At 55.0% G+C, this 17812-nt stretch carries 19 protein-coding genes; 9 read left to right on the plus strand and 10 right to left on the minus strand.

Annotation, left to right across the window (positions count from 1 at the left end; genetic code table 11):
* Positions 1-30 precede the first annotated feature (30 nt).
* The 10 genes from coxB to queA form a co-directional block, all read right to left on the minus strand.
* Complete coding sequence (gene coxB / locus KSF73_12690; GenBank protein MBV1776566.1) at positions 31-1176, minus strand: cytochrome c oxidase subunit II; 1146 nt, start codon at positions 1174-1176, stop codon at positions 31-33.
* Positions 1177-1385: 209 nt separating this feature from the next.
* Positions 1386-2054, minus strand: coding sequence for a dethiobiotin synthase (bioD, locus tag KSF73_12695; GenBank protein ID MBV1776567.1), 669 nt, complete (start codon positions 2052-2054; stop codon positions 1386-1388).
* On the minus strand, positions 2051-2929 hold the full coding sequence (bioC, locus tag KSF73_12700; GenBank protein ID MBV1776568.1) for a malonyl-ACP O-methyltransferase BioC: 879 nt from the start codon (positions 2927-2929) through the stop codon (positions 2051-2053). The genes bioD and bioC overlap by 4 nt, the downstream gene beginning before the upstream one ends.
* 44 nt (positions 2930-2973) lie before the next feature.
* Positions 2974-3603, minus strand: a complete 630-nt coding sequence (locus KSF73_12705) for a DedA family protein (protein ID MBV1776569.1) — start codon at positions 3601-3603, stop codon at positions 2974-2976.
* 81 nt (positions 3604-3684) lie between these two features.
* A complete protein-coding gene (secF, locus tag KSF73_12710; protein ID MBV1776570.1) occupies positions 3685-4692 on the minus strand; it encodes a protein translocase subunit SecF in 1008 nt (335 codons plus the stop codon).
* Positions 4693-4712: 20 nt separating this feature from the next.
* Entirely contained in the window at positions 4713-6536 is a 1824-nt protein-coding gene (gene secD / locus KSF73_12715) for a protein translocase subunit SecD (GenBank protein ID MBV1776571.1), read from the minus strand.
* Positions 6537-6599: 63 nt separating this feature from the next.
* Positions 6600-6938, minus strand: coding sequence for a preprotein translocase subunit YajC (yajC, locus tag KSF73_12720; protein ID MBV1776572.1), 339 nt, complete (start codon positions 6936-6938; stop codon positions 6600-6602).
* A gap of 256 nt (positions 6939-7194) precedes the next feature.
* A complete protein-coding gene (tgt, locus tag KSF73_12725; GenBank protein ID MBV1776573.1) occupies positions 7195-8358 on the minus strand; it encodes a tRNA guanosine(34) transglycosylase Tgt in 1164 nt (387 codons plus the stop codon).
* Between the two features lie 71 nt (positions 8359-8429).
* Complete coding sequence (locus KSF73_12730; protein MBV1776574.1) at positions 8430-9251, minus strand: metallophosphoesterase; 822 nt, start codon at positions 9249-9251, stop codon at positions 8430-8432.
* Positions 9252-9309: 58 nt separating this feature from the next.
* Positions 9310-10344: a tRNA preQ1(34) S-adenosylmethionine ribosyltransferase-isomerase QueA gene (queA, locus tag KSF73_12735; protein MBV1776575.1), complete on the minus strand. Its 1035-nt coding sequence runs from the start codon at positions 10342-10344 to the stop codon at positions 9310-9312.
* Positions 10345-10556: 212 nt separating this feature from the next.
* Between queA and aroQ the strand changes: the two genes are divergently transcribed.
* The 9 genes from aroQ (at position 10557) to KSF73_12780 (ending at position 17790) form a co-directional block, all read left to right on the plus strand.
* The gene (gene aroQ / locus KSF73_12740; protein ID MBV1776576.1) at positions 10557-11042 is read left to right on the plus strand and encodes a type II 3-dehydroquinate dehydratase; all 486 of its coding nucleotides are present in this window, start codon (positions 10557-10559) and stop codon (positions 11040-11042) included.
* A gap of 31 nt (positions 11043-11073) precedes the next feature.
* On the plus strand, positions 11074-11532 hold the full coding sequence (gene accB / locus KSF73_12745) for an acetyl-CoA carboxylase biotin carboxyl carrier protein (GenBank protein MBV1776577.1): 459 nt from the start codon (positions 11074-11076) through the stop codon (positions 11530-11532).
* 25 nt (positions 11533-11557) lie between these two features.
* On the plus strand, positions 11558-12907 hold the full coding sequence (gene accC, locus KSF73_12750) for an acetyl-CoA carboxylase biotin carboxylase subunit (protein ID MBV1776578.1): 1350 nt from the start codon (positions 11558-11560) through the stop codon (positions 12905-12907).
* A gap of 120 nt (positions 12908-13027) precedes the next feature.
* Positions 13028-13915, plus strand: a complete 888-nt coding sequence (gene prmA, locus KSF73_12755) for a 50S ribosomal protein L11 methyltransferase (protein MBV1776579.1) — start codon at positions 13028-13030, stop codon at positions 13913-13915.
* A 96-nt stretch (positions 13916-14011) separates the two neighbouring features.
* Positions 14012-15508, plus strand: a complete 1497-nt coding sequence (locus KSF73_12760) for a DUF3426 domain-containing protein (GenBank protein MBV1776580.1) — start codon at positions 14012-14014, stop codon at positions 15506-15508.
* 66 nt (positions 15509-15574) lie between these two features.
* On the plus strand, positions 15575-16087 hold the full coding sequence (gene tpx, locus KSF73_12765; GenBank protein MBV1776581.1) for a thiol peroxidase: 513 nt from the start codon (positions 15575-15577) through the stop codon (positions 16085-16087).
* A gap of 33 nt (positions 16088-16120) precedes the next feature.
* A complete protein-coding gene (tpx, locus tag KSF73_12770; GenBank protein MBV1776582.1) occupies positions 16121-16621 on the plus strand; it encodes a thiol peroxidase in 501 nt (166 codons plus the stop codon).
* A gap of 55 nt (positions 16622-16676) precedes the next feature.
* A complete protein-coding gene (locus KSF73_12775) occupies positions 16677-17468 on the plus strand; it encodes a DUF3025 domain-containing protein (GenBank protein MBV1776583.1) in 792 nt (263 codons plus the stop codon).
* Positions 17469-17613: 145 nt separating this feature from the next.
* The gene (locus KSF73_12780; protein ID MBV1776584.1) at positions 17614-17790 is read left to right on the plus strand and encodes a hypothetical protein; all 177 of its coding nucleotides are present in this window, start codon (positions 17614-17616) and stop codon (positions 17788-17790) included.
* Positions 17791-17812: the final 22 nt, after the last annotated feature.

Consider the following 17812-nt stretch of genomic DNA (forward strand, 5'->3'; position numbering starts at 1 on the left):
AGATCCTCATCTTGTTCTGATCGTCCGCGCTTAGCGGGCGGCCTTGATGTCGGCGGGCTGGATCACGTCGCCAGTGTGATTACCCCAGGCATTACGCTCATAGGCCACCACAGCAGCAATTTCGGTATCCGAAAGGGTCTTGGCCCAGGCTGGCATGGCGTTTTTGCCATTCAGCACGATCTTGATGTGTTCCGCTTTGGGGCCATTGGCGACCTTGGAACCATCGAGCGCCGGGAAGATGCCCTGCCCTTTTCCATCAGGCTTGTGACAGACTGCACAATTGGAATCGTACACTTTCTGGCCTCGCTCCTTCAGCTCAGCCAGAGTCCAGACTTTGTTCGGATCATCCTGATTGGCAGCTGCCAGCTTCTTCTGCTCATCCAGCCAGGTTTTGTAGTCTGCCTCGCTGACCACATTGACCACGATCGGCATAAAGCCATGATCCTTACCACACAATTCGGTACATTGCCCGCGGTAAGTGCCGATTTTGTCGGATTTAAACCAGGTATCGCGGATAAAGCCCGGAATGGCATCCTGCTTCACGGTGAGTTGCGGTACCCACCACGAGTGAATTACATCGTTTGCAGTGGTCAGGATGTGAATTTTCTTGCCGACAGGAACGACCAGCGGATGATCAACTTCGAGGAGGTAGTTCTCGTTCTTACTGGCATCTCCGCTGCCATTAAAATTTTCGAACTGAGTTTGCGGAGTGGCTAGACGACTGTGAAAGCTAACACCTTCATCCAGATAGTCATAACCCCACTTCCACTGGTAACCCGTCACCTTGATGGTGACATCGGCACCTCGTGTGTCCTTCATGGCCAGAACGGCCTTGGTTGCAGGCACAGCCATACCAACCAGAATCAGCAGCGGAATGACGGTCCAGAAGATTTCAACCGTAGTGCTTTCGTGGAAATTTGCTGCCTGATAGCCAAGCGACTTGCGATGCTTGAAGATCGAGTAAAACATCGCACCAAATACAATGACGAAGATGATCAGACACATCACCATCAACGCCGTATGCAGAGAGAAAACCTGCCAACCTACATCAGAAACAGGCTCTTGCATGTTGAGTTTGTACTCGGCACAACAAAAGCTGGGTGCAAGCAACGCCAACCCAGCCCATAGCACGGATACGCGGTGTTTCATATTGTCCCCATTGCGGTACGCAAGCATGCTTGCGTTATCCATATGGCACCGGCAGACGCCGGCTCAATGTTTTGCGCTACCCGGCTTGACACAGGTCAAACGGATAGCAATTTTTTATCGCAATGCATCGTAACAGAGCGATTTGAGAAATCTCAATGAGGACAAAGCGGAATTAATAAAACAAATGCATTGTGTCGCAACAATGCATACAACATCGCTTGAAGATGTCTTTCTTACTAATTGATTAGCAACAGATTTTCGGCACACCCACCATGCGGCACCGCACCAAAATATTGTCCGGGAAGATTCGAACTCAGATAGTCGAGGTTGCTTTGAAGAGACAACATGGCGGGATCGACGCAGTTTGCCACCCAGCCCGCAAGCGTCAGATTTCTGGCCAAAATCGCTTCGGCGGTTAACATGGCATGATTCAAGCAGCCAAGTCTCATCCCGACCACCAGAATCACCGGCAACGCAAGATGCTGTGCAAGATCAGCCATCGTGTGGTGAGGCGTCAATGGAGCCAGCCACCCCCCTGCCCCTTCCACCAAAACAAGATCAGCCAGATGGGTTAATTGTCGACAGGCATCGCCAATCACATCCAGCGACACGTCCACGCCTGCCATTGCAGCGGCGATATGCGGAGAAACCGGGGGTTCGAAGGCGTATGGATTACGTAAATGCAAAGGGGCACGAACATTACTCACTCGTTCATGCGCAACGACATCCTCATTTTGCAGGGAACCATCTGCGAGTTGCAAACAGCCCGAGGCTACGGGTTTCATTCCGACAGCACGCTGACCTGTTGCAACTGCACCGCGCAGTAGCTCGCAGGTCACGAAGGTTTTACCCACCTCAGTGTCTGTCCCTGTAATGAAATATCCCTGTCCTGCCGGCACACTCATGCAGACCCACCCGGACGCGGCATAAAACGAATCACCTGCGCACCATCGGCAGGTTTAGGCTGAGGCTTCCAGGCGTGACCGTAGACAATCTCATACGTCGCAGGCAAGCGCCCCTCGACACGTAATCGATCATAGGCATCGACAGCCGACTGCCAGGCAGTCTTGCCCATCAGACCTCGCTTGCGGCCTTGTGCTGCATTGTGCGCACCAATAGCTTTCAAATCCATCATCACCGAGCGAACTTCGTCGTAGGTCATGACGATTTTTTCCATATCCATTACAGGCGCACTAAAGCCTGCACGTGATAGCGCATCGCCAAGATCATGCATATCGATAAATCGATTTACATGGGGAACACTATCAATCGACGCAAATGCCTGACGCAGCTCTTTCAGCGTATCCGGCCCCAGCGTACTGAACATGAACAGCCCTTCCGGGCGAAGGATGCGATGACACTCGGCGAATGCCTGATCCGGCTCATTAAGCCACTGAAATGCCAGATTAGACCAAATCAGATCGCAGCTATCATTCGCCAACGGTATGGCTTCGAGGTCGGCGCACACCTGCCACGGCGTCTTGCGCAGCAGCTTATCAATCATGCCAGCTTTGGCACGGGAAGCGGCCAGCATGCCCATGGCCAGATCGAGCTCGATCAATCGAGCATCGGGATACCGCTTACGCAGTAAGGGGCCCGCATAACCTGTACCACTTCCGGCATCCAGAATCCTGGCGGGCTTCAACTTCACCAGATCCAGCCGTTCCATCATGCGATCAGCCACTTCACGCTGCAAAATTGCGGCGCGATCATAGGCCGTAGCGGCCTTGTCAAACGACCGCCGCACAACTGATTTATCACTGTAAAACGCTTCTGACATACTGCTCTACTCATCCGGTTGCGTTGACATGCAACCTGAGAAATTTACGACCGCACAAACCGCTGGCGAACCAATTGCAGCACCATCGGCACAAACGACAACGCAATGACCGCCACAATCATGACCGACAGATTGCGCTGAACAAACGGCACATTACCGAACTGATAACCGAGCGTCACCAGGCCACCAATCCATAAGATCGAACCCAGTACGCTAAACGTCAGAAAGCGCAGGTAATTCATATGCCCCACACCTGCGACAAACGGCGCAAAGGTACGAATAATCGGCAAAAAGCGGGCCAGTGTTACCGTCTTGCCACCGTGCCGCTCGTAGAAAGCATGCGTCCGCTCCAGATAGTCCTTACGGAACAACTTGGAGTTGGGTTTGGAGAACAGCTTTTCGCCAAGATAACGCCCGATCAGATAATTGGTCGAGTCCCCCAGTACCGCGGCAACAAATAACACCAAGGCAATGATGAACGGATTCATTCCGCCAGTTGCAGCGATCGCACCGGCGACAAACAGCAGCGAATCACCGGGCAAAAAGGGCATGACCACCAGGCCGGTTTCGCAAAAAATAACCAGAAACAGGATCAGGTAAATCCAGCCACCATAGGCCTGCACCATCTGCTTCAGAAACACATCCAGATGCAGGATGATGTCGATCAGGTTCATGTCCACGTTCTAGGTATCCTGAAACTCAGGGCCACACTAAGTGGCCCTGAATGAGTAGAGTGATTCAACAAAAGCGAATAATCAGACGACGGCTTCTTCTTTAACCTTGACCGGCTTCACCATGTTTTCACGCGTTACGCCAAACAACAGCAGCAACGGCGAGGCCACCAGCACCGAAGAGTAAATACCGAACACAATGCCAATCGTCAGCGCACGTGCGAAGTTGTGCAGTGCCGGGCCGCCGAAAAACAGCATCGCCAGTACCATCATTTCCGTACATCCGTGAGTGATAAACGTCCGGCTCATGGTTGAAGTAATGGCATTGTCGATGATTTCCGTGACGGATTTACCACGCATATTGGCTTTGCGGAAATTTTCACGAATCCGGTCAAACACCACGACGGACTCATTCACGGAGTAGCCCAGCACGGCAAGCACACCGGCCAGCACGGCGAGATTGAATTCCCAGTGGAAGAAGGCAAAGAAGCCCAGAATGATGACCACATCGTGCAGATTGGCGATCAGTGCGGACACTGCAAAACGCCATTCGAAACGGATCGCCAGATAGGCAATGATACCCAAACAGGTGATCAGCAAGGCCGTCAAACCATGGGTGTACAACTCTTCACCAACAGCGGGCCCCACATAATCGACCTTGCGCGACTCTACGCAGAGATCAGCCGGCAGCGGCTGACCAGCGACGCGCAATGTCTTGCATTGAGCATCTTCCTGTGCGGTTTCGGCAAGGCGCTTCATCACCTGATTGTTGAGATCAGCACTCTTCTGGCCCGGAATATTGGGCAGACGAATCAGCACATCACGTGGCGTACCCAGCGCCTGCACGGTCACTTCTTTGTGCAGCCCACCCAGATTGAGCTCTTCAACCGTGGTACGAACCTGCTCGACATTCACCGCTTGCGGGTAGCGAACCTCCAACACTGTCCCACCAGTAAATTCAATCGACAGATTCAGTGGGCGCGTGATCAGGAAGAACACCGCGAAAATAAAGGTCACCAGAGAAATGGTCGTGGTAATACGACCATAACTCATGAACGGGACGTCTTTTTTGAAATGGAACAATTCGATCATGATACGTTTCCCGTCTTCCCTTACACAGCCAGCGACTGCAGCTTACGGCGATAGCCATAGATCAGACTGACCACGCCACGCGACAGGAACACCGCGCTGAACATCGAGGTCAGAATACCCATACAGTGTACCCATGCAAATCCACGAATCGCACCGGAACCGAAGATCAGCAGCGACACGCCCACAACCAAGGTGGTGATGTTGGAGTCAAGAATGGTGGCCCATGCATGCTCATAACCTGCCTTGATCGAGGCATGCGGTGACATGCCTGCGCGAATTTCTTCGCGGATACGCTCATTGATCAGCACGTTGGAGTCAATCGCCATACCCAGTGTCAGCGCAATGGCCGCAATACCCGGCAGAGTCAGCACCACGCCGAGAAGCGACAGCATGGCCACCAGGAAAATCAGATTGGCCGCCAGCGCAATGGCAGCGGTAAAGCCGAAGGCGCGATAGTAGATCAGCATGAACACCACCACGGCGCCGAAGCCATACAGCGTCGCAGTAAAGCCCTTGGTGATATTTTCAGCACCCAGCGACGGGCCAACGGAACGCTCTTCCACCACATTCATCGGTGCGGCGAGCGAACCCGAGCGCAGCAGAATGGCGATGTTATTGGCTTCGATCGTATCCATGGCACCGCTGATGGAGAAGTTGGCACCCAGCTCCTGCTGAATGACTGGCGCGGTCACGACTTCGCCCTTGCCCTTTTCAACCAGCACCATGGCCAGACGCTTTTTCAGATTTTCGCGGCTGACCTGACGGAAGATCGAGGCACCAGCAGAATCCAGACGGACATGAACGGCCGGTTCGTTGCGGTCATTGAAACCAGTCTGTGCATCATTGATATTGTCGCCGGTCAGCTCGATATCTTTCTTCAGCAGAATCTTGGTATTGCGACCACGGCCTTCCATGTAGTCCATCAGCACAAAGCCCGGCGGTACATTACCGGCCATTGCATCCGCCAGCTTGCCTGCATCGTCTTCAACCAGATGCACTTCCAGCGCGGCAGTACGGCCAATCAGCTCCTTGGCACGTGTTGGATCATTCACCCCCGGCAGATCAACCGAAATACGGTCGACACCCTGTTGCTGAATTTGCGGTTCGGCCACGCCCAGTTCGTTAATACGCTTATTCAGTGCACTCACGTTTTGCTGAACAGCATCAGACTGGATACGCAGAATTTCTTGCTGCGTATAGGTCAGTACAACGCGGTTATTTCCTTCACCCTTGAACGGTGCAGCTTGCACGGTAGGCAGCTTCTTGGCGATCTGGGCGACAACCTTGTCAACCAGCTCTGCATCACGCACCTGTACTTCGACCACCTGACCGACGCGCTTGATGGCACCAGCGTAAATCTTGGCCTCACGCAGCTCACGCTTGGCGTCACCCGCCAGACGATCATAGGCTTTGTCGATGGCAGCCTTCATGTCGACTTCGAGCAGGAAGTGTACGCCGCCACGCAAGTCCAGACCCAGTGACATCGGCTTGGCACCAAAGCCGCTCAGCCATTCCGGCGCATCACTCACAGTATTCTGCGCAACCACGTACTGGTCGCCCAGCGCCTTTTGCAGCAGATCACTGGCGTGCAATTGCTGATCGGCTTTGACCAGATGCACGCTGAGGCTATTTTTCTCCAGATGCATGGAGCGAATGTCGACCTTGGCTTCTGCCAGGCTTTGCTCGACCCGCTTCATGATGTCGTTGTTCACCAGCACATCGGAGCGCACACCCGCCACCTGCAGTGCAGGACTACGGCCATAGATATTCGGAACCGCGAAAATCGTACCGAACACAAGTGTCAGCACAATAATGGCGTATTTCCACAGAGGATATCGATTCATGGAAATGAACCCGGGGGAAAGACAATCAAGAAAGGCCAGCGAATGCTGGCCCTGTATACGATCTTAGCGCTTGGCCTTGATCGTGCCCTTTTCCAGCTTGGCAGCCACGGCTGCACGCTGAACCACAATTTCTACACCATCAGCGATTTCCAGTGTCAGGAAATCATCGGACAGCTTGCTGACCTTGGCCAGCACACCGGAACTCGTGACAACTTCATCCCCCTTTTGCAGGGTCTTCAGCATGTCAGCCGTTTCCTTCATCTTTTTTTGCTGCGGGCGAATCATCATGAAGTAAAAGAGCACGAAGATGACCAGCAGAGGCAGAATGCCCTTTACGGTTTCCATCATGTCAGGAGAAGCAGCAGCGGCTGCAGGTGCAGCGGAAGCAAAAGAAATCAGCATCTGAATTACCCGGTATCTCTGTTATTGCACCTAACGGCGTACTTGGGACGCACGTCGACACTTTTAAATGGACGGCGCATTCTAGAGCGAGTCGCTCGCCTTGTCATGCTTTGCCGCGTATCGAATGCCGTGACGCATGCACCGACTCAGCCCTAGATGGCGCTGGAATGCCGTTTATCAAGCAGAAGAAATCATACAGCGAGGTGTTGCGAGCGATGAACTGTCAGCTCATCGCCCGCCAGACAGTGCGTATTAACTAGGCACCACGCGCACGATCCGCGTGGAAACGGGTGACGAATCCGGCGAAATCGTCCGCTTCAATGGCTTGCCGCATTTCGGCCATCAGCCACTGGTAATAATGCAGATTGTGTATGGTATTGAGGCGTGCGCCGAGAATTTCACCCGCACGGAACAAATGATGCAGATACGCGCGGCTGAAATTGCGGCAACCATAGCAACTGCAGGTTTCATCCAGCGGTGCAGTATCATCCTTGTATCGGGCGTTCTTGATTTTGACATCGCCAAACCGGGTGAACAACCAGCCATTACGGGCATTGCGGGTTGGCATCACGCAGTCGAACATATCGATCCCCTGCCCTACCGCATACACCAGATCTTCCGGCGTACCAACGCCCATCAGGTAGCGAGGCTTGTTCACCGGCAGCTTGGGTGCGGTATGCGCCAGAATGCGTGCGAAATCCTCTTTGGGCTCACCTACCGACAAACCACCAATTGCCATACCGTGAAAGTCGAGCTGAATCAGACCATCCAGCGATTCATCGCGCAGGATTTCGTGCATACCGCCTTGCACAATCCCGAATAGCGCATTGGGGTTGTCCAGCTTGCGGAATTCATCGATGGATCGCTTGGCCCAACGCAGACTCAGACGCATCGATTGCGCGGCTTCGTGCACGGTTGCAGGGTAAGGTGTGCATTCATCAAAAATCATGGCGATATCGGAATTCAGCACCGTTTGGATCTGCATGGAGATTTCCGGCGTCAGAAACAGCTTGTCGCCATTGATGGGCGACTGAAAGCGCACACCCTCTTCGCTAATCTTGCGCAAATCACCCAGGCTGAATACCTGGAATCCACCCGAATCTGTCAGGATGGGCTTGCTCCACCCCATGAAGCGGTGCAGGCCATCGTGCTTGCGGATCACATCCAGCCCGGGACGCAGCCACAGGTGGAAGGTATTGCCGAGCACAATCTGCGCGCCAATATCATTCAGCTCAACAGGTGACATCGCCTTGACCGTGCCATAGGTACCGACCGGCATGAATACCGGTGTTTCAACCACGCCATGATTCAAGGTAACTGTTGCGCGGCGCGCATTGCCGCTGGTCTTGTGAAGCTTAAAGGACAATCCGCCTTCAGGTGGCGTGAAAGAAACAGGTGCAGCGAAAGTATTAGCAGACATCGTGTACTCGAAAACGGTTGCCGGAAAACAGTCCGGACCGCAAAGGTTGAAACATCAACTGGCCAGTCTAATCAATTGACCAGTAGATCATGAAAAATCGGATCACCATTATTATGCTCCGCGATGGTGAGACGCATCGGCACGCCCGTATCGACACCGACGATATCGACATTTCCCTCATAGCCTGAGCCTGTGTCGATATGACAGTGCGACGCCAGAATAACAGGATACGGAACCGGATTATGACCACAATAGGTTAATGACAACCCCTGCTGCCAGGTAGGCGACGCACGGCGCAATGCGGCGTTGCCCGCTTCCTCGGCCAGTGTGCGGCTCCACATCATGCGGTCAGCTGCCTTGGCGTCATGCCCCTTGAGACCTTCATCCAGCTCGCGATCGACAAATAGTTCATCTTCGGCTGGCGTTTTCAATAATGTCGCATGCACTACATTGAACCGGGTGCGGGTGCCAGGCCCGACGACGAGCACATTGGGCAGCGTACGCAGTTCCGCCGCAATCCGCATCAAGACCGGATCTTTCCGCATGATCCACGGCACTGCCCAGCTTCCTCCGTTCGCAGCAGACATCGCCATCATATTGGCATCGCCTTCATCAAGCGCACGCAGAATCATTTGCTCATGATTACCGATCACCGTGAAAAACCACGGTTGCCGCAGCAAAGCCAGGCAACCGGGCGAGTCCGGGCCTCGATCAATCAGGTCGCCAGTCGCAAAGAGCCGATCACCGGCTTCCGGACGGAAGCCGACACGACCGAGCAATTCGAACAACTCATGACGGCAACCATGCAAATCGCCCACGATAAAATCGCGACCAACTGCGTTATGTGGCACAAACGCGACTCGCGGCCCACTTTGAGAAGAGATCAGGGACATGCTGGCAGTGTATCCATTACCAAATCAGAGGACGTTGAAATATCCTTACCGCCTTTGACTACAACGGTTTATGCTCATGCCGCTCAAGCAACATGGCATCCCCGAAGCTGAAAAACCGGTACTGACGTTCAACGGCGTGATGATAAGCCTGCATGATTCGCTCGTAACCTGCAAATGCTGACACCAGCATCATCAGGGTGGACTTCGGCAGATGGAAGTTTGTGAGCAGCATATCGGCCACCTTGAACTGGAATCCGGGTGTGATAAAGATATCGGTATCCCCAACCGGATCGGCAAATTCACCGTAACGACAGCTTGATTCGAGCGCACGCATGGCCGTGGTGCCCACCACCACAACGCGGCCACCCTTGGCGCGCGTTTCGCGGATGGCAGCAATTGTATCTGCAGGTACCTGATAGCGTTCACGATGCATCTTGTGATCACGGATATCGTCTACGCGAACTGGCTGGAAGGTACCCGCCCCCACGTGCAAGGTGACAAATGCGCGCGTCACCCCCAGTTGCGCCAACTTTGCGAACATGTCGTCTGTAAAATGCAGACCGGCGGTAGGCGCAGCAACCGCCCCCTTTTCGCGGGCAAATACTGTCTGATACCGCTCCGCATCATGATCAGATGCCTCGCGTTCAATATAGGGCGGCAAGGGTAACTCACCCACTTGATCCAGTACGTCCAGTACGGGCTCAACAAAGCGAAGCTGGAAAAACTCACCCTCGCGCCCCGTGACGTCGGCCCACCATTTCCCGGCAAAACATACGCGACTGCCCGGCTTGGGCGATTTACTCGCCCGGATCATGGCCAGCGCGTCGAACTCATTCACGACGCGCTCAATCAGCGCCTCGATCTGGCCACCACTCTCCTTGCTGCCATGCAAGCGAGCCTTGATCACCCGCGTGTCATTCAGCACCAGCAGGTCACCACTGCGCAGAAATTGAGGCAAATCAGTAAACAATGCATCAGCGGGCGACACATCGCTGGCACCCAGATACATTAATCGACTTCCACCACGTACTTCGGGCGGAAACTGGGCGATAAGCGATTCGGGCAGATGATAGTCAAACGCCGAAAGCTGCATGACATTGTCCTGAACAGACTGAATTTGCATCGATTTCACCACAACTTCACAAAACTGGAACACATTTCGCGCATGATTCAAAAAACGCAGAATACTCTGCGAAGCCTTGATATCGCTAGGAAGCAAGCAACTGCTTCAAACAAGCGTTTGAGTAAAAATCCGTTGAATTGTAGACATCTTGTCTCGAACTGCGGCAAACTCGCAGCCCTATGATGCAAACTACCGATTCCTCACCCGCGCAATCTTGCGGTCGGATTTTAGTCCTGCACGGACCAAATCTGAACCTACTGGGAAAGCGCGAGCCGCAATTCTACGGTGCTGACACGCTCGCCACAATCGACGCGCGTCTGGTTGCACTCGCTCAAACGGCCGGAATCGACTGCACCACCTTTCAAAGCAATAGTGAAGCAATGCTCATCGAGCGCATTCATGCAGCATTTGACGACGGAACTGCATTTATCGTCATCAATCCTGCTGCCTTCACACACACCAGCGTTGCATTGCGTGATGCACTCACTGGCGTGAACATTCCGTTTATCGAGGTTCACCTCTCGAATGTCCACGCTCGCGAGCCCTTCCGCCATCACTCTTACTTTTCCGATCGCGCGGTGGGCGTGATCTGTGGTTTGGGTGCCAGCGGATACGAATACGCATTGAGCAGTGCCATCGCCTATCTCCAAAAACAACGAGCTGCCTGAGCGGCTCGATTACCCAATTCAGAGGACTAGCATGGATTTGCGCAAACTGAAGAAGTTGATCGACCTCGTAGAAGAGTCCGGCATTGCCGAGATCGAAGTCACCGAGGGCGAAGAGAAAGTGCGTATCACGCGGGTCTCGCAGAACGCTCCGATCATGTATGCCGCGCCGCAAATGCATCATGCAGCCGCACCGGCCGCCGCTCCCGCAGCAGCACCGGCCGCCGCTGCAGCGCCCGCAGAAGCAGCCGCACCTGCAGGTGACGTCCAGAAGTCCCCAATGGTTGGCACCTTCTATCGTGCCCCAAGCCCGGGCGCCAAGGCATTTGTCGAAGTTGGCCAGCAAGTCAACAAGGGCGACACCATCTGCATTATCGAAGCCATGAAGCTCCTGAATGAAATCGAGGCCGAACACTCTGGCGTCGTGAAGGCCATTCTGGTCGAAAACGGCCAACCGGTCGAATACGGTGAACCTCTGATCATCATCGGCTGATCCAGCGTCACCTCGGGAGTGCCCCATGTTTGAAAAAATTCTGATCGCCAATCGCGGCGAAATCGCGCTGCGTATTCAGCGCGCCTGCCGCGAAATGGGCATCAAGACTGTTGTCGTTCACTCGGAAGCGGATCGCGAAGCCAAGTACGTCAAGCTGGCAGATGAGTCTGTCTGTATTGGCCCGGCACCGAGTCCCCAGTCTTACCTGAATATTCCGGCCATTATCTCTGCGGCGGAAGTCACTGACGCCCAGGCTATTCATCCGGGATACGGTTTTCTGAGTGAAAATGCCGACTTCGCCGAGCGCGTCGAACAGTCCGGTTTTGTATTTATCGGCCCGCGCCCTGAATCTATTCGCCTGATGGGCGACAAGGTCAGCGCCAAGGATGCCATGAAGGCCGCAGGCGTACCGTGCGTACCGGGCTCCGACGGCGCCTTACCGGATGACAACGCCGAAATCATCAAGATTACCAAGCGCATTGGCCTGCCCGTGATTATCAAGGCAGCCGGTGGTGGTGGTGGTCGCGGCATGCGCGTGGTGCGCACCGAAGAAGAAATCGTCAAGTCCGTGGAAATGACCCGTACCGAAGCCGGTGCTGCCTTTGGCAACCCGACCGTGTACATGGAAAAATTCCTGGAAAACCCGCGCCACATCGAAATTCAGGTGCTGGCCGACGAGTACGGCAATGCGGTGTATCTGGGCGAGCGCGATTGTTCCATGCAACGCCGTCACCAGAAGGTCATCGAAGAAGCGCCAGCACCCGGCATCACGGAAGAGCAACGCCGTAAAGTGGGCGAAGCTTGTGCCGAGGCATGTCGCCGAATTGGCTATCGCGGCGCGGGTACCTTCGAATTCCTGTTCGAGAATGGCGAGTTCTACTTCATCGAAATGAACACCCGCGTTCAGGTGGAACACCCTGTCACCGAGTTGATCACCGGTATCGATATCGTTCAGGAACAGATCCGCATTGCATCGGGCGAAAAGCTGCGCTTTACGCAAGATCAGGTCAAGCTGCGCGGTCACTCGATCGAGTGCCGTATCAATGCCGAAGACCCGTTCAAGTTCACGCCCAGCCCCGGTCGCATCACAACCTACCACCCGCCGGGCGGCCCTGGTATTCGTGTCGATTCGCACATCTATCAGGGTTACATGGTTCCACCGAACTATGACTCAATGATTGGCAAAGTGATCGCCTATGGTGACACGCGCGATCAAGCCATTGCCCGCATGCGCATTGCGCTGTCGGAAATGGTGGTAGAAGGCATCAAGACCAACATCCCGCTGCATCAGGAACTGTTTGTCGATCGCGAATTTGTAAAGGGTGGCACCTCCATCCATTACCTCGAACATCGTCTCGCAGAGCGTAAAGCCTGATTTTTGGGCAGTCCGTGGTAGAATGCGCAAGGCCGGTCTGTGACCGGCTTTTTTCTTGTATTTCAGCCTGAGATTCGACCCTGTATGCGAATCCGGGCCATTACCCAAACGGAGCTGGCCATGCCCTGGCAGGAACTCAGAATCACCACCCGCTCGGAAATCGCAGAAAAGCTGTCTGATGCGCTGTTTGACCTTGGCGCACTCAGTGTCAGCATTGAAGATGCCCTGGCTGGCACCGATGAAGAAAAACCCATCTTTGGCGAACCCGGTGAACCAGTCGACCAATTATGGGAAGAGAGCATTGTTGTTGCCCTGCTGGAAGAAAACGCAGATGCCGCACTGATGCTGCTGGCTGCCGAACAAGCGGCGGGTGCCAAGCTGGATAAGCACACCGTCACGGTGGTTGAAGAGCAAGACTGGGTTCGCCTCACGCAATCGCAGTTCGACCCGATTCAGGTATCCGGCCGTCTGTGGATCACCCCTACTTGGCACGAAGCGACGCCGGGCGCGATCAACCTGGCACTGGATCCCGGCCTTGCCTTTGGTACCGGCAGCCATCCTACCACCTGGCTGTGCCTGCAATGGCTCGATGCCGAACTGAAGGGTGGCGAAACCGTACTGGATTACGGTTGTGGATCAGGCATTCTGGCCATTGCCGCTCGCCTACTGGGAGCTGGTGACACAGATGGCGTCGATATCGACGTACAGGCCATGACTGCCAGCCGCCAGAACGCCGAGCAGAATCACGTCGAAGCGTCTTTTTTCCTGCCAGATGCCGCACCAGACAAGCAATACGATGTCGTGGTCGCCAATATCCTGACCAACCCGCTGCGCATGCTGGAGCCCTTACTCGCTGCACGCTGCCGTAGCGGCGGGAAAATCGTGCTGTCAGGCATCCTTGCCGAGCAAGCCGATGAGGTTATCAGCATCTACAGCCGCGACTTCGACATCCATGTCTCTGCTACGCGTGAGGGCTGGGTTCGCCTCGCCGGTGTACGCAAGGCGTAATCAAGTTGTTGCAAGGCCGGAACGATCCGGCCTTTTTGTTAAAAATCGCCGATTTGACTCTCTACGTTCACCCTGTTTCCAGCTAAAATCGCGGCCATGTCGAATGTTACTCGCTGCCCCAACTGCCATACGAGCTTCCGTGTCAATGAAGCCCACCTGTCTGCCCACGGCGGAAAGGTGCGGTGTGGCCGTTGCGCGTTCGTATTTGATGCACGAGCTCATTTTGTAGATGTCCGTCCGGTAGAAGCGATAGCAAGCCCGGCGCTGGTCACGTCTGAGGCGACAGCTACCGCAACACATAGTGCATCGCAGACCGACCTCGCGCCGCAATCCTATGCGCCAGCCTCCCCCCTCATTCGTGATGATGGCGAGCACCCAGCATCCCTTGCCGACGCTACTCATGCAGCGCCAGAGGCTAGTCCCGCCACGGACGAACTCCCCAGCGGTACACCGAATCTAGACTTCTCGTTCGCCCAGACGCTGCCTGACGCCGATACACCGGATCAGGCCGATTCTGACTGTGGCAGCCCTGATGGCGAGCATGCGCACGACCAGCCCGCCGCCGCTGTCTTCACTCCGCTGACCTGGCCAACAGCCAGCGACACAGCCGAGAGCGAAGTAGCTGAAAGCGAATTAGCGAAGCGTGATTTAGATACCGCAGCAGCAGCGGATGGTGCGCACACCGTCGAGGTTTCAGGCATTACTGTCGAGCAGGCGGATGCAGTCTCAAGCTCAGACCTTGTGGTGACTGCGCAAGATCCACTGCTTGATTTGCCCGGCTTTAGCATGCTGCAAAGCAACGGGACAGCCGACCCGCTCCCTGCCCTGCCGGAAGAGGCGCCAGAATGGCATACCGAATCCGAACGGATCGAGCCGCATCTTGATCTGGCCGAGCTGGATGATCAAATCACGCCGGACATTGTCGCCGAGGTGGAGCCAACACCACCCCCCATTGTGGCTAGCCAGACTGACGAGTCCCATGTCGACCCGGAGCCGATAGCTGCATCCCCCGCTATCCGGACAGATCGCGACTATCGCCCCATTCTTACTGCAGAAGACGAAGCCTTGCTGCGCGTCCCCAAAGCACGCTCGCCCTGGCGCTGGCTGTGGGGCATTCCGGCCTTTCTGGCCTTGATGGTGCTGGTAGGACAAATCACCTTCATGTACCGAACAGAAATATCGGTACAACTGCCGGGCAGCAAGCCCTGGCTGCAGCGATTCTGCCAGGAGATGGGCTGCACACTGGAACTCCCCGCCCGCGCCGAACTCCTTCGAACCGACTGGAGCGAACTGAACTATCTGCCGGAAGATCCGACCATTGTTCAGCTGACCGCCACCATTCGCAACCTCGCCGGTTTCGATCAGGCGCTGCCGCTGCTAGAAATGACCCTCTCCGACGAACAAGATCACATTGTTCTGCGGCGCGTACTGCAACCCAAGGAATACCTCGCTCCACAGCAGGATGGACGCACCTCTCCGCTGCCAGCTGCGTTCAATGCCGGTTCCGATTTGCACGTCTTTGTTCGTCTGGATATGGGTCAGCTCAAGTCCAGCGCGTATCAGTTGTATCTCTTCTACCCTCAGGCTCGCTGATCGTCCTTGATTTCGGCGGCCGTCGCGCCAATACTTTCAGGGGATTCCAATTCAGGGAGATGCGTGATGGCAACCATTCTGCTTAATGGCGAACCGATCGGTGTAGGCGGACGATTCCCCCGCCCCGGCGATGTCGCTCACAGTTTTATGCTGGTTGATACCCAGCTGGCCGATGTGCCGCTGTCCAAGTTCATTGGCAAGCGCAAAATCATTGCTGTCATTCCAAGTATTGATACCGAAATCGGTCTGCGTATCGCCCGCAAGCTGGAGGCCATCGCCGATAGCTTCGAAGGCACTCGCATCTTTGTTGTATCTGTCGATACCCCTTATGCGCTTGCCCGCGTGATTGCTGTCGAAGATTTCCGCAAGATCACCCTGCTTTCTACCCTGCGCGGACGCGACTTCCACAAGGATTACGGCGTCATGATTACCGATATTCCTTTGTCGGGCATGATGGCCACCGCGCTACTGGCCATGGACGAAGATGATATCGTCCAGTACGCCGAACTCGTTCAGGACGTGAATTCCGAGCCGAATTACGACAAAATGGCGGAGGTCATGCTCGCACCCAAAGAATAAGCGAGCAATTTCTTCACGCACAAGGAGTTCTACATGTCCAGCACAGTCACACTGCGCGGCAACGCCATTCCCGTAAACGGCGATTTTCCAGCTGTCGGCCAAGTCGCTCCGGCGTTTTCGCTGGTGGGCGCAGATCTGTCTGATGTTACGCTGGCCAGTTTTGCTGGCAAGCGCAAGATCCTGAACATTTTCCCGAGCATCGACACGCCGACCTGCGCCACCTCCACACGCAAGTTCAATGCCGAGGCGGACAAGTTGAGCAATACCGTGGTGCTGTGTATCTCTGCAGATCTGCCATTTGCGCAAAAGCGTTTTTGCGGTGCAGAGGGTCTGAATAACGTACATACTCTCTCCACCATGCGTGGTCGCGAATTCATCCGCAACTATGGGGTTGAGATTGCCGCCGGCCCACTCGCCGGTGTCACCGCTCGCGCCGTAGTGGTGCTCGACGCAGAGGACAAAGTCCTGCACGCGGAAATGGTGTCGGAAATTGCGGACGAACCCAATTACGCAGCCGCACTTGCCGTTCTTTGATCGACATCTAGTCTGACATCAAGGTGCAAGGGTATCCTTGCACCTTTTTCATTGTATGGCTGCCGCGTTACCCTCACCTACTGCCGACTGGCACTGCCTTGATCATGCGTCGCCATGGTTCGGCTCCATCTACGATCTGCTGTGCCTGTTACAGACGCCCACCTTTCCCGATCTGGCGGCCTTGAATATGTGCGCCCAAACGCATCTTGCGCCGTTGAATCTGCCTACATTTGTACCCGGCGACAGTATGGTGGATGGCTACGAGCGTTTCATTGCACGCCACGATGCGGTACCGACGCGAAGCCAGAATTGGCATGATCTCTTTAATGCGCTGTGCTGGATGGGGTGGCCGACAAGCAAACGCGCCATGAATCGCCTGCACATGTCAGAAATCGCAACGCAATCCGGCTCGCAGCGCACCGAGGGGCGGGATACGCTTACATTGCTGGATGAATCTGGCGTCGTGATTCCCTATGCGGATGCAACACTGTGGCAGGCCATCATCCAGCATGACTGGCATAGTCTGTTTGTGACACACCGCGCAGCATGGTCACACCACATCACTGCCCTGATCATTGGCCATGCACTGCTTGAAAAAGCGGTTGCCCCCTACCCCGGCATCACCGCCAAGGTCATAGGCATGCCCGTAGAACCCGCGTTCTTCCTACAGCAGCCCGCCATGCAACGCGATCAGGCCGATCAATTTCTGGCCGGGCAACTACCGACACTGACTCAAGCAAATGCGCCGCGCCTACCTGTCCTGCCGCTATCAGGCATACCGGGATTCTGGCCAGAGCAGGATGCCGCATTCTATGCCAACAAACAGGTCTTTCGTCCCAAGCGCTGACACCTCACGCCATTCTCATTCACTTCTATCGCAACTGAATGCAACTGATCCCGGTTCTTTTGCAATTCGTCGCACCCCGCTCCTCCTGCTTCGAGAAGCAAATTATTGTTACGCCATCGAAGCAGATCGGATAGGAGCAGTCATCATGTTCAGCCCCATGCAGTTTTGCCGCCGCACAACCGAAGTCGCCAAACAATCTGTGGTGCCCGCAACGCAAGCCGTCCCCGTCAAGATGAGCAGCAGCATCGTCCGCAAGCCGTCGTCTTCACGCAGCATTGCAGGCGGTCACCTCGCCAAGGTATTTGCGGATAAGTTAGACTGACGCTTTCGTTAGTCTGCATCGG

It is taken from the genome of Burkholderiaceae bacterium DAT-1, assembly GCA_019084025.1.
Lineage (GTDB): Bacteria > Pseudomonadota > Gammaproteobacteria > Burkholderiales > Chitinimonadaceae > DAT-1.

Excerpts from the sequence above, each read along its gene's own strand:
- coxB (MBV1776566.1), bottom strand. The coding sequence starts at position 1,176 with ATGCTTGCGTACCGCAATGGGGACAATATGAAACACCGCGTATCCGTG.
- bioD (MBV1776567.1), bottom strand. The coding sequence starts at position 2,054 with ATGAGTGTGCCGGCAGGACAGGGATATTTCATTACAGGGACAGACACT.
- bioC (MBV1776568.1), bottom strand. The coding sequence starts at position 2,929 with ATGTCAGAAGCGTTTTACAGTGATAAATCAGTTGTGCGGCGGTCGTTT.
- KSF73_12705 (MBV1776569.1), bottom strand. The coding sequence starts at position 3,603 with ATGAACCTGATCGACATCATCCTGCATCTGGATGTGTTTCTGAAGCAG.
- secF (MBV1776570.1), bottom strand. The coding sequence starts at position 4,692 with ATGATCGAATTGTTCCATTTCAAAAAAGACGTCCCGTTCATGAGTTAT.
- secD (MBV1776571.1), bottom strand. The coding sequence starts at position 6,536 with ATGAATCGATATCCTCTGTGGAAATACGCCATTATTGTGCTGACACTT.
- yajC (MBV1776572.1), bottom strand. The coding sequence starts at position 6,938 with ATGCTGATTTCTTTTGCTTCCGCTGCACCTGCAGCCGCTGCTGCTTCT.
- tgt (MBV1776573.1), bottom strand. The coding sequence starts at position 8,358 with ATGTCTGCTAATACTTTCGCTGCACCTGTTTCTTTCACGCCACCTGAA.
- KSF73_12730 (MBV1776574.1), bottom strand. The coding sequence starts at position 9,251 with ATGTCCCTGATCTCTTCTCAAAGTGGGCCGCGAGTCGCGTTTGTGCCA.
- queA (MBV1776575.1), bottom strand. The coding sequence starts at position 10,344 with ATGCAGCTTTCGGCGTTTGACTATCATCTGCCCGAATCGCTTATCGCC.
- aroQ (MBV1776576.1), top strand. The coding sequence starts at position 10,557 with ATGCAAACTACCGATTCCTCACCCGCGCAATCTTGCGGTCGGATTTTA.
- accB (MBV1776577.1), top strand. The coding sequence starts at position 11,074 with ATGGATTTGCGCAAACTGAAGAAGTTGATCGACCTCGTAGAAGAGTCC.
- accC (MBV1776578.1), top strand. The coding sequence starts at position 11,558 with ATGTTTGAAAAAATTCTGATCGCCAATCGCGGCGAAATCGCGCTGCGT.
- prmA (MBV1776579.1), top strand. The coding sequence starts at position 13,028 with ATGCCCTGGCAGGAACTCAGAATCACCACCCGCTCGGAAATCGCAGAA.
- KSF73_12760 (MBV1776580.1), top strand. The coding sequence starts at position 14,012 with ATGTCGAATGTTACTCGCTGCCCCAACTGCCATACGAGCTTCCGTGTC.
- tpx (MBV1776581.1), top strand. The coding sequence starts at position 15,575 with ATGGCAACCATTCTGCTTAATGGCGAACCGATCGGTGTAGGCGGACGA.
- tpx (MBV1776582.1), top strand. The coding sequence starts at position 16,121 with ATGTCCAGCACAGTCACACTGCGCGGCAACGCCATTCCCGTAAACGGC.
- KSF73_12775 (MBV1776583.1), top strand. The coding sequence starts at position 16,677 with ATGGCTGCCGCGTTACCCTCACCTACTGCCGACTGGCACTGCCTTGAT.
- KSF73_12780 (MBV1776584.1), top strand. The coding sequence starts at position 17,614 with ATGTTCAGCCCCATGCAGTTTTGCCGCCGCACAACCGAAGTCGCCAAA.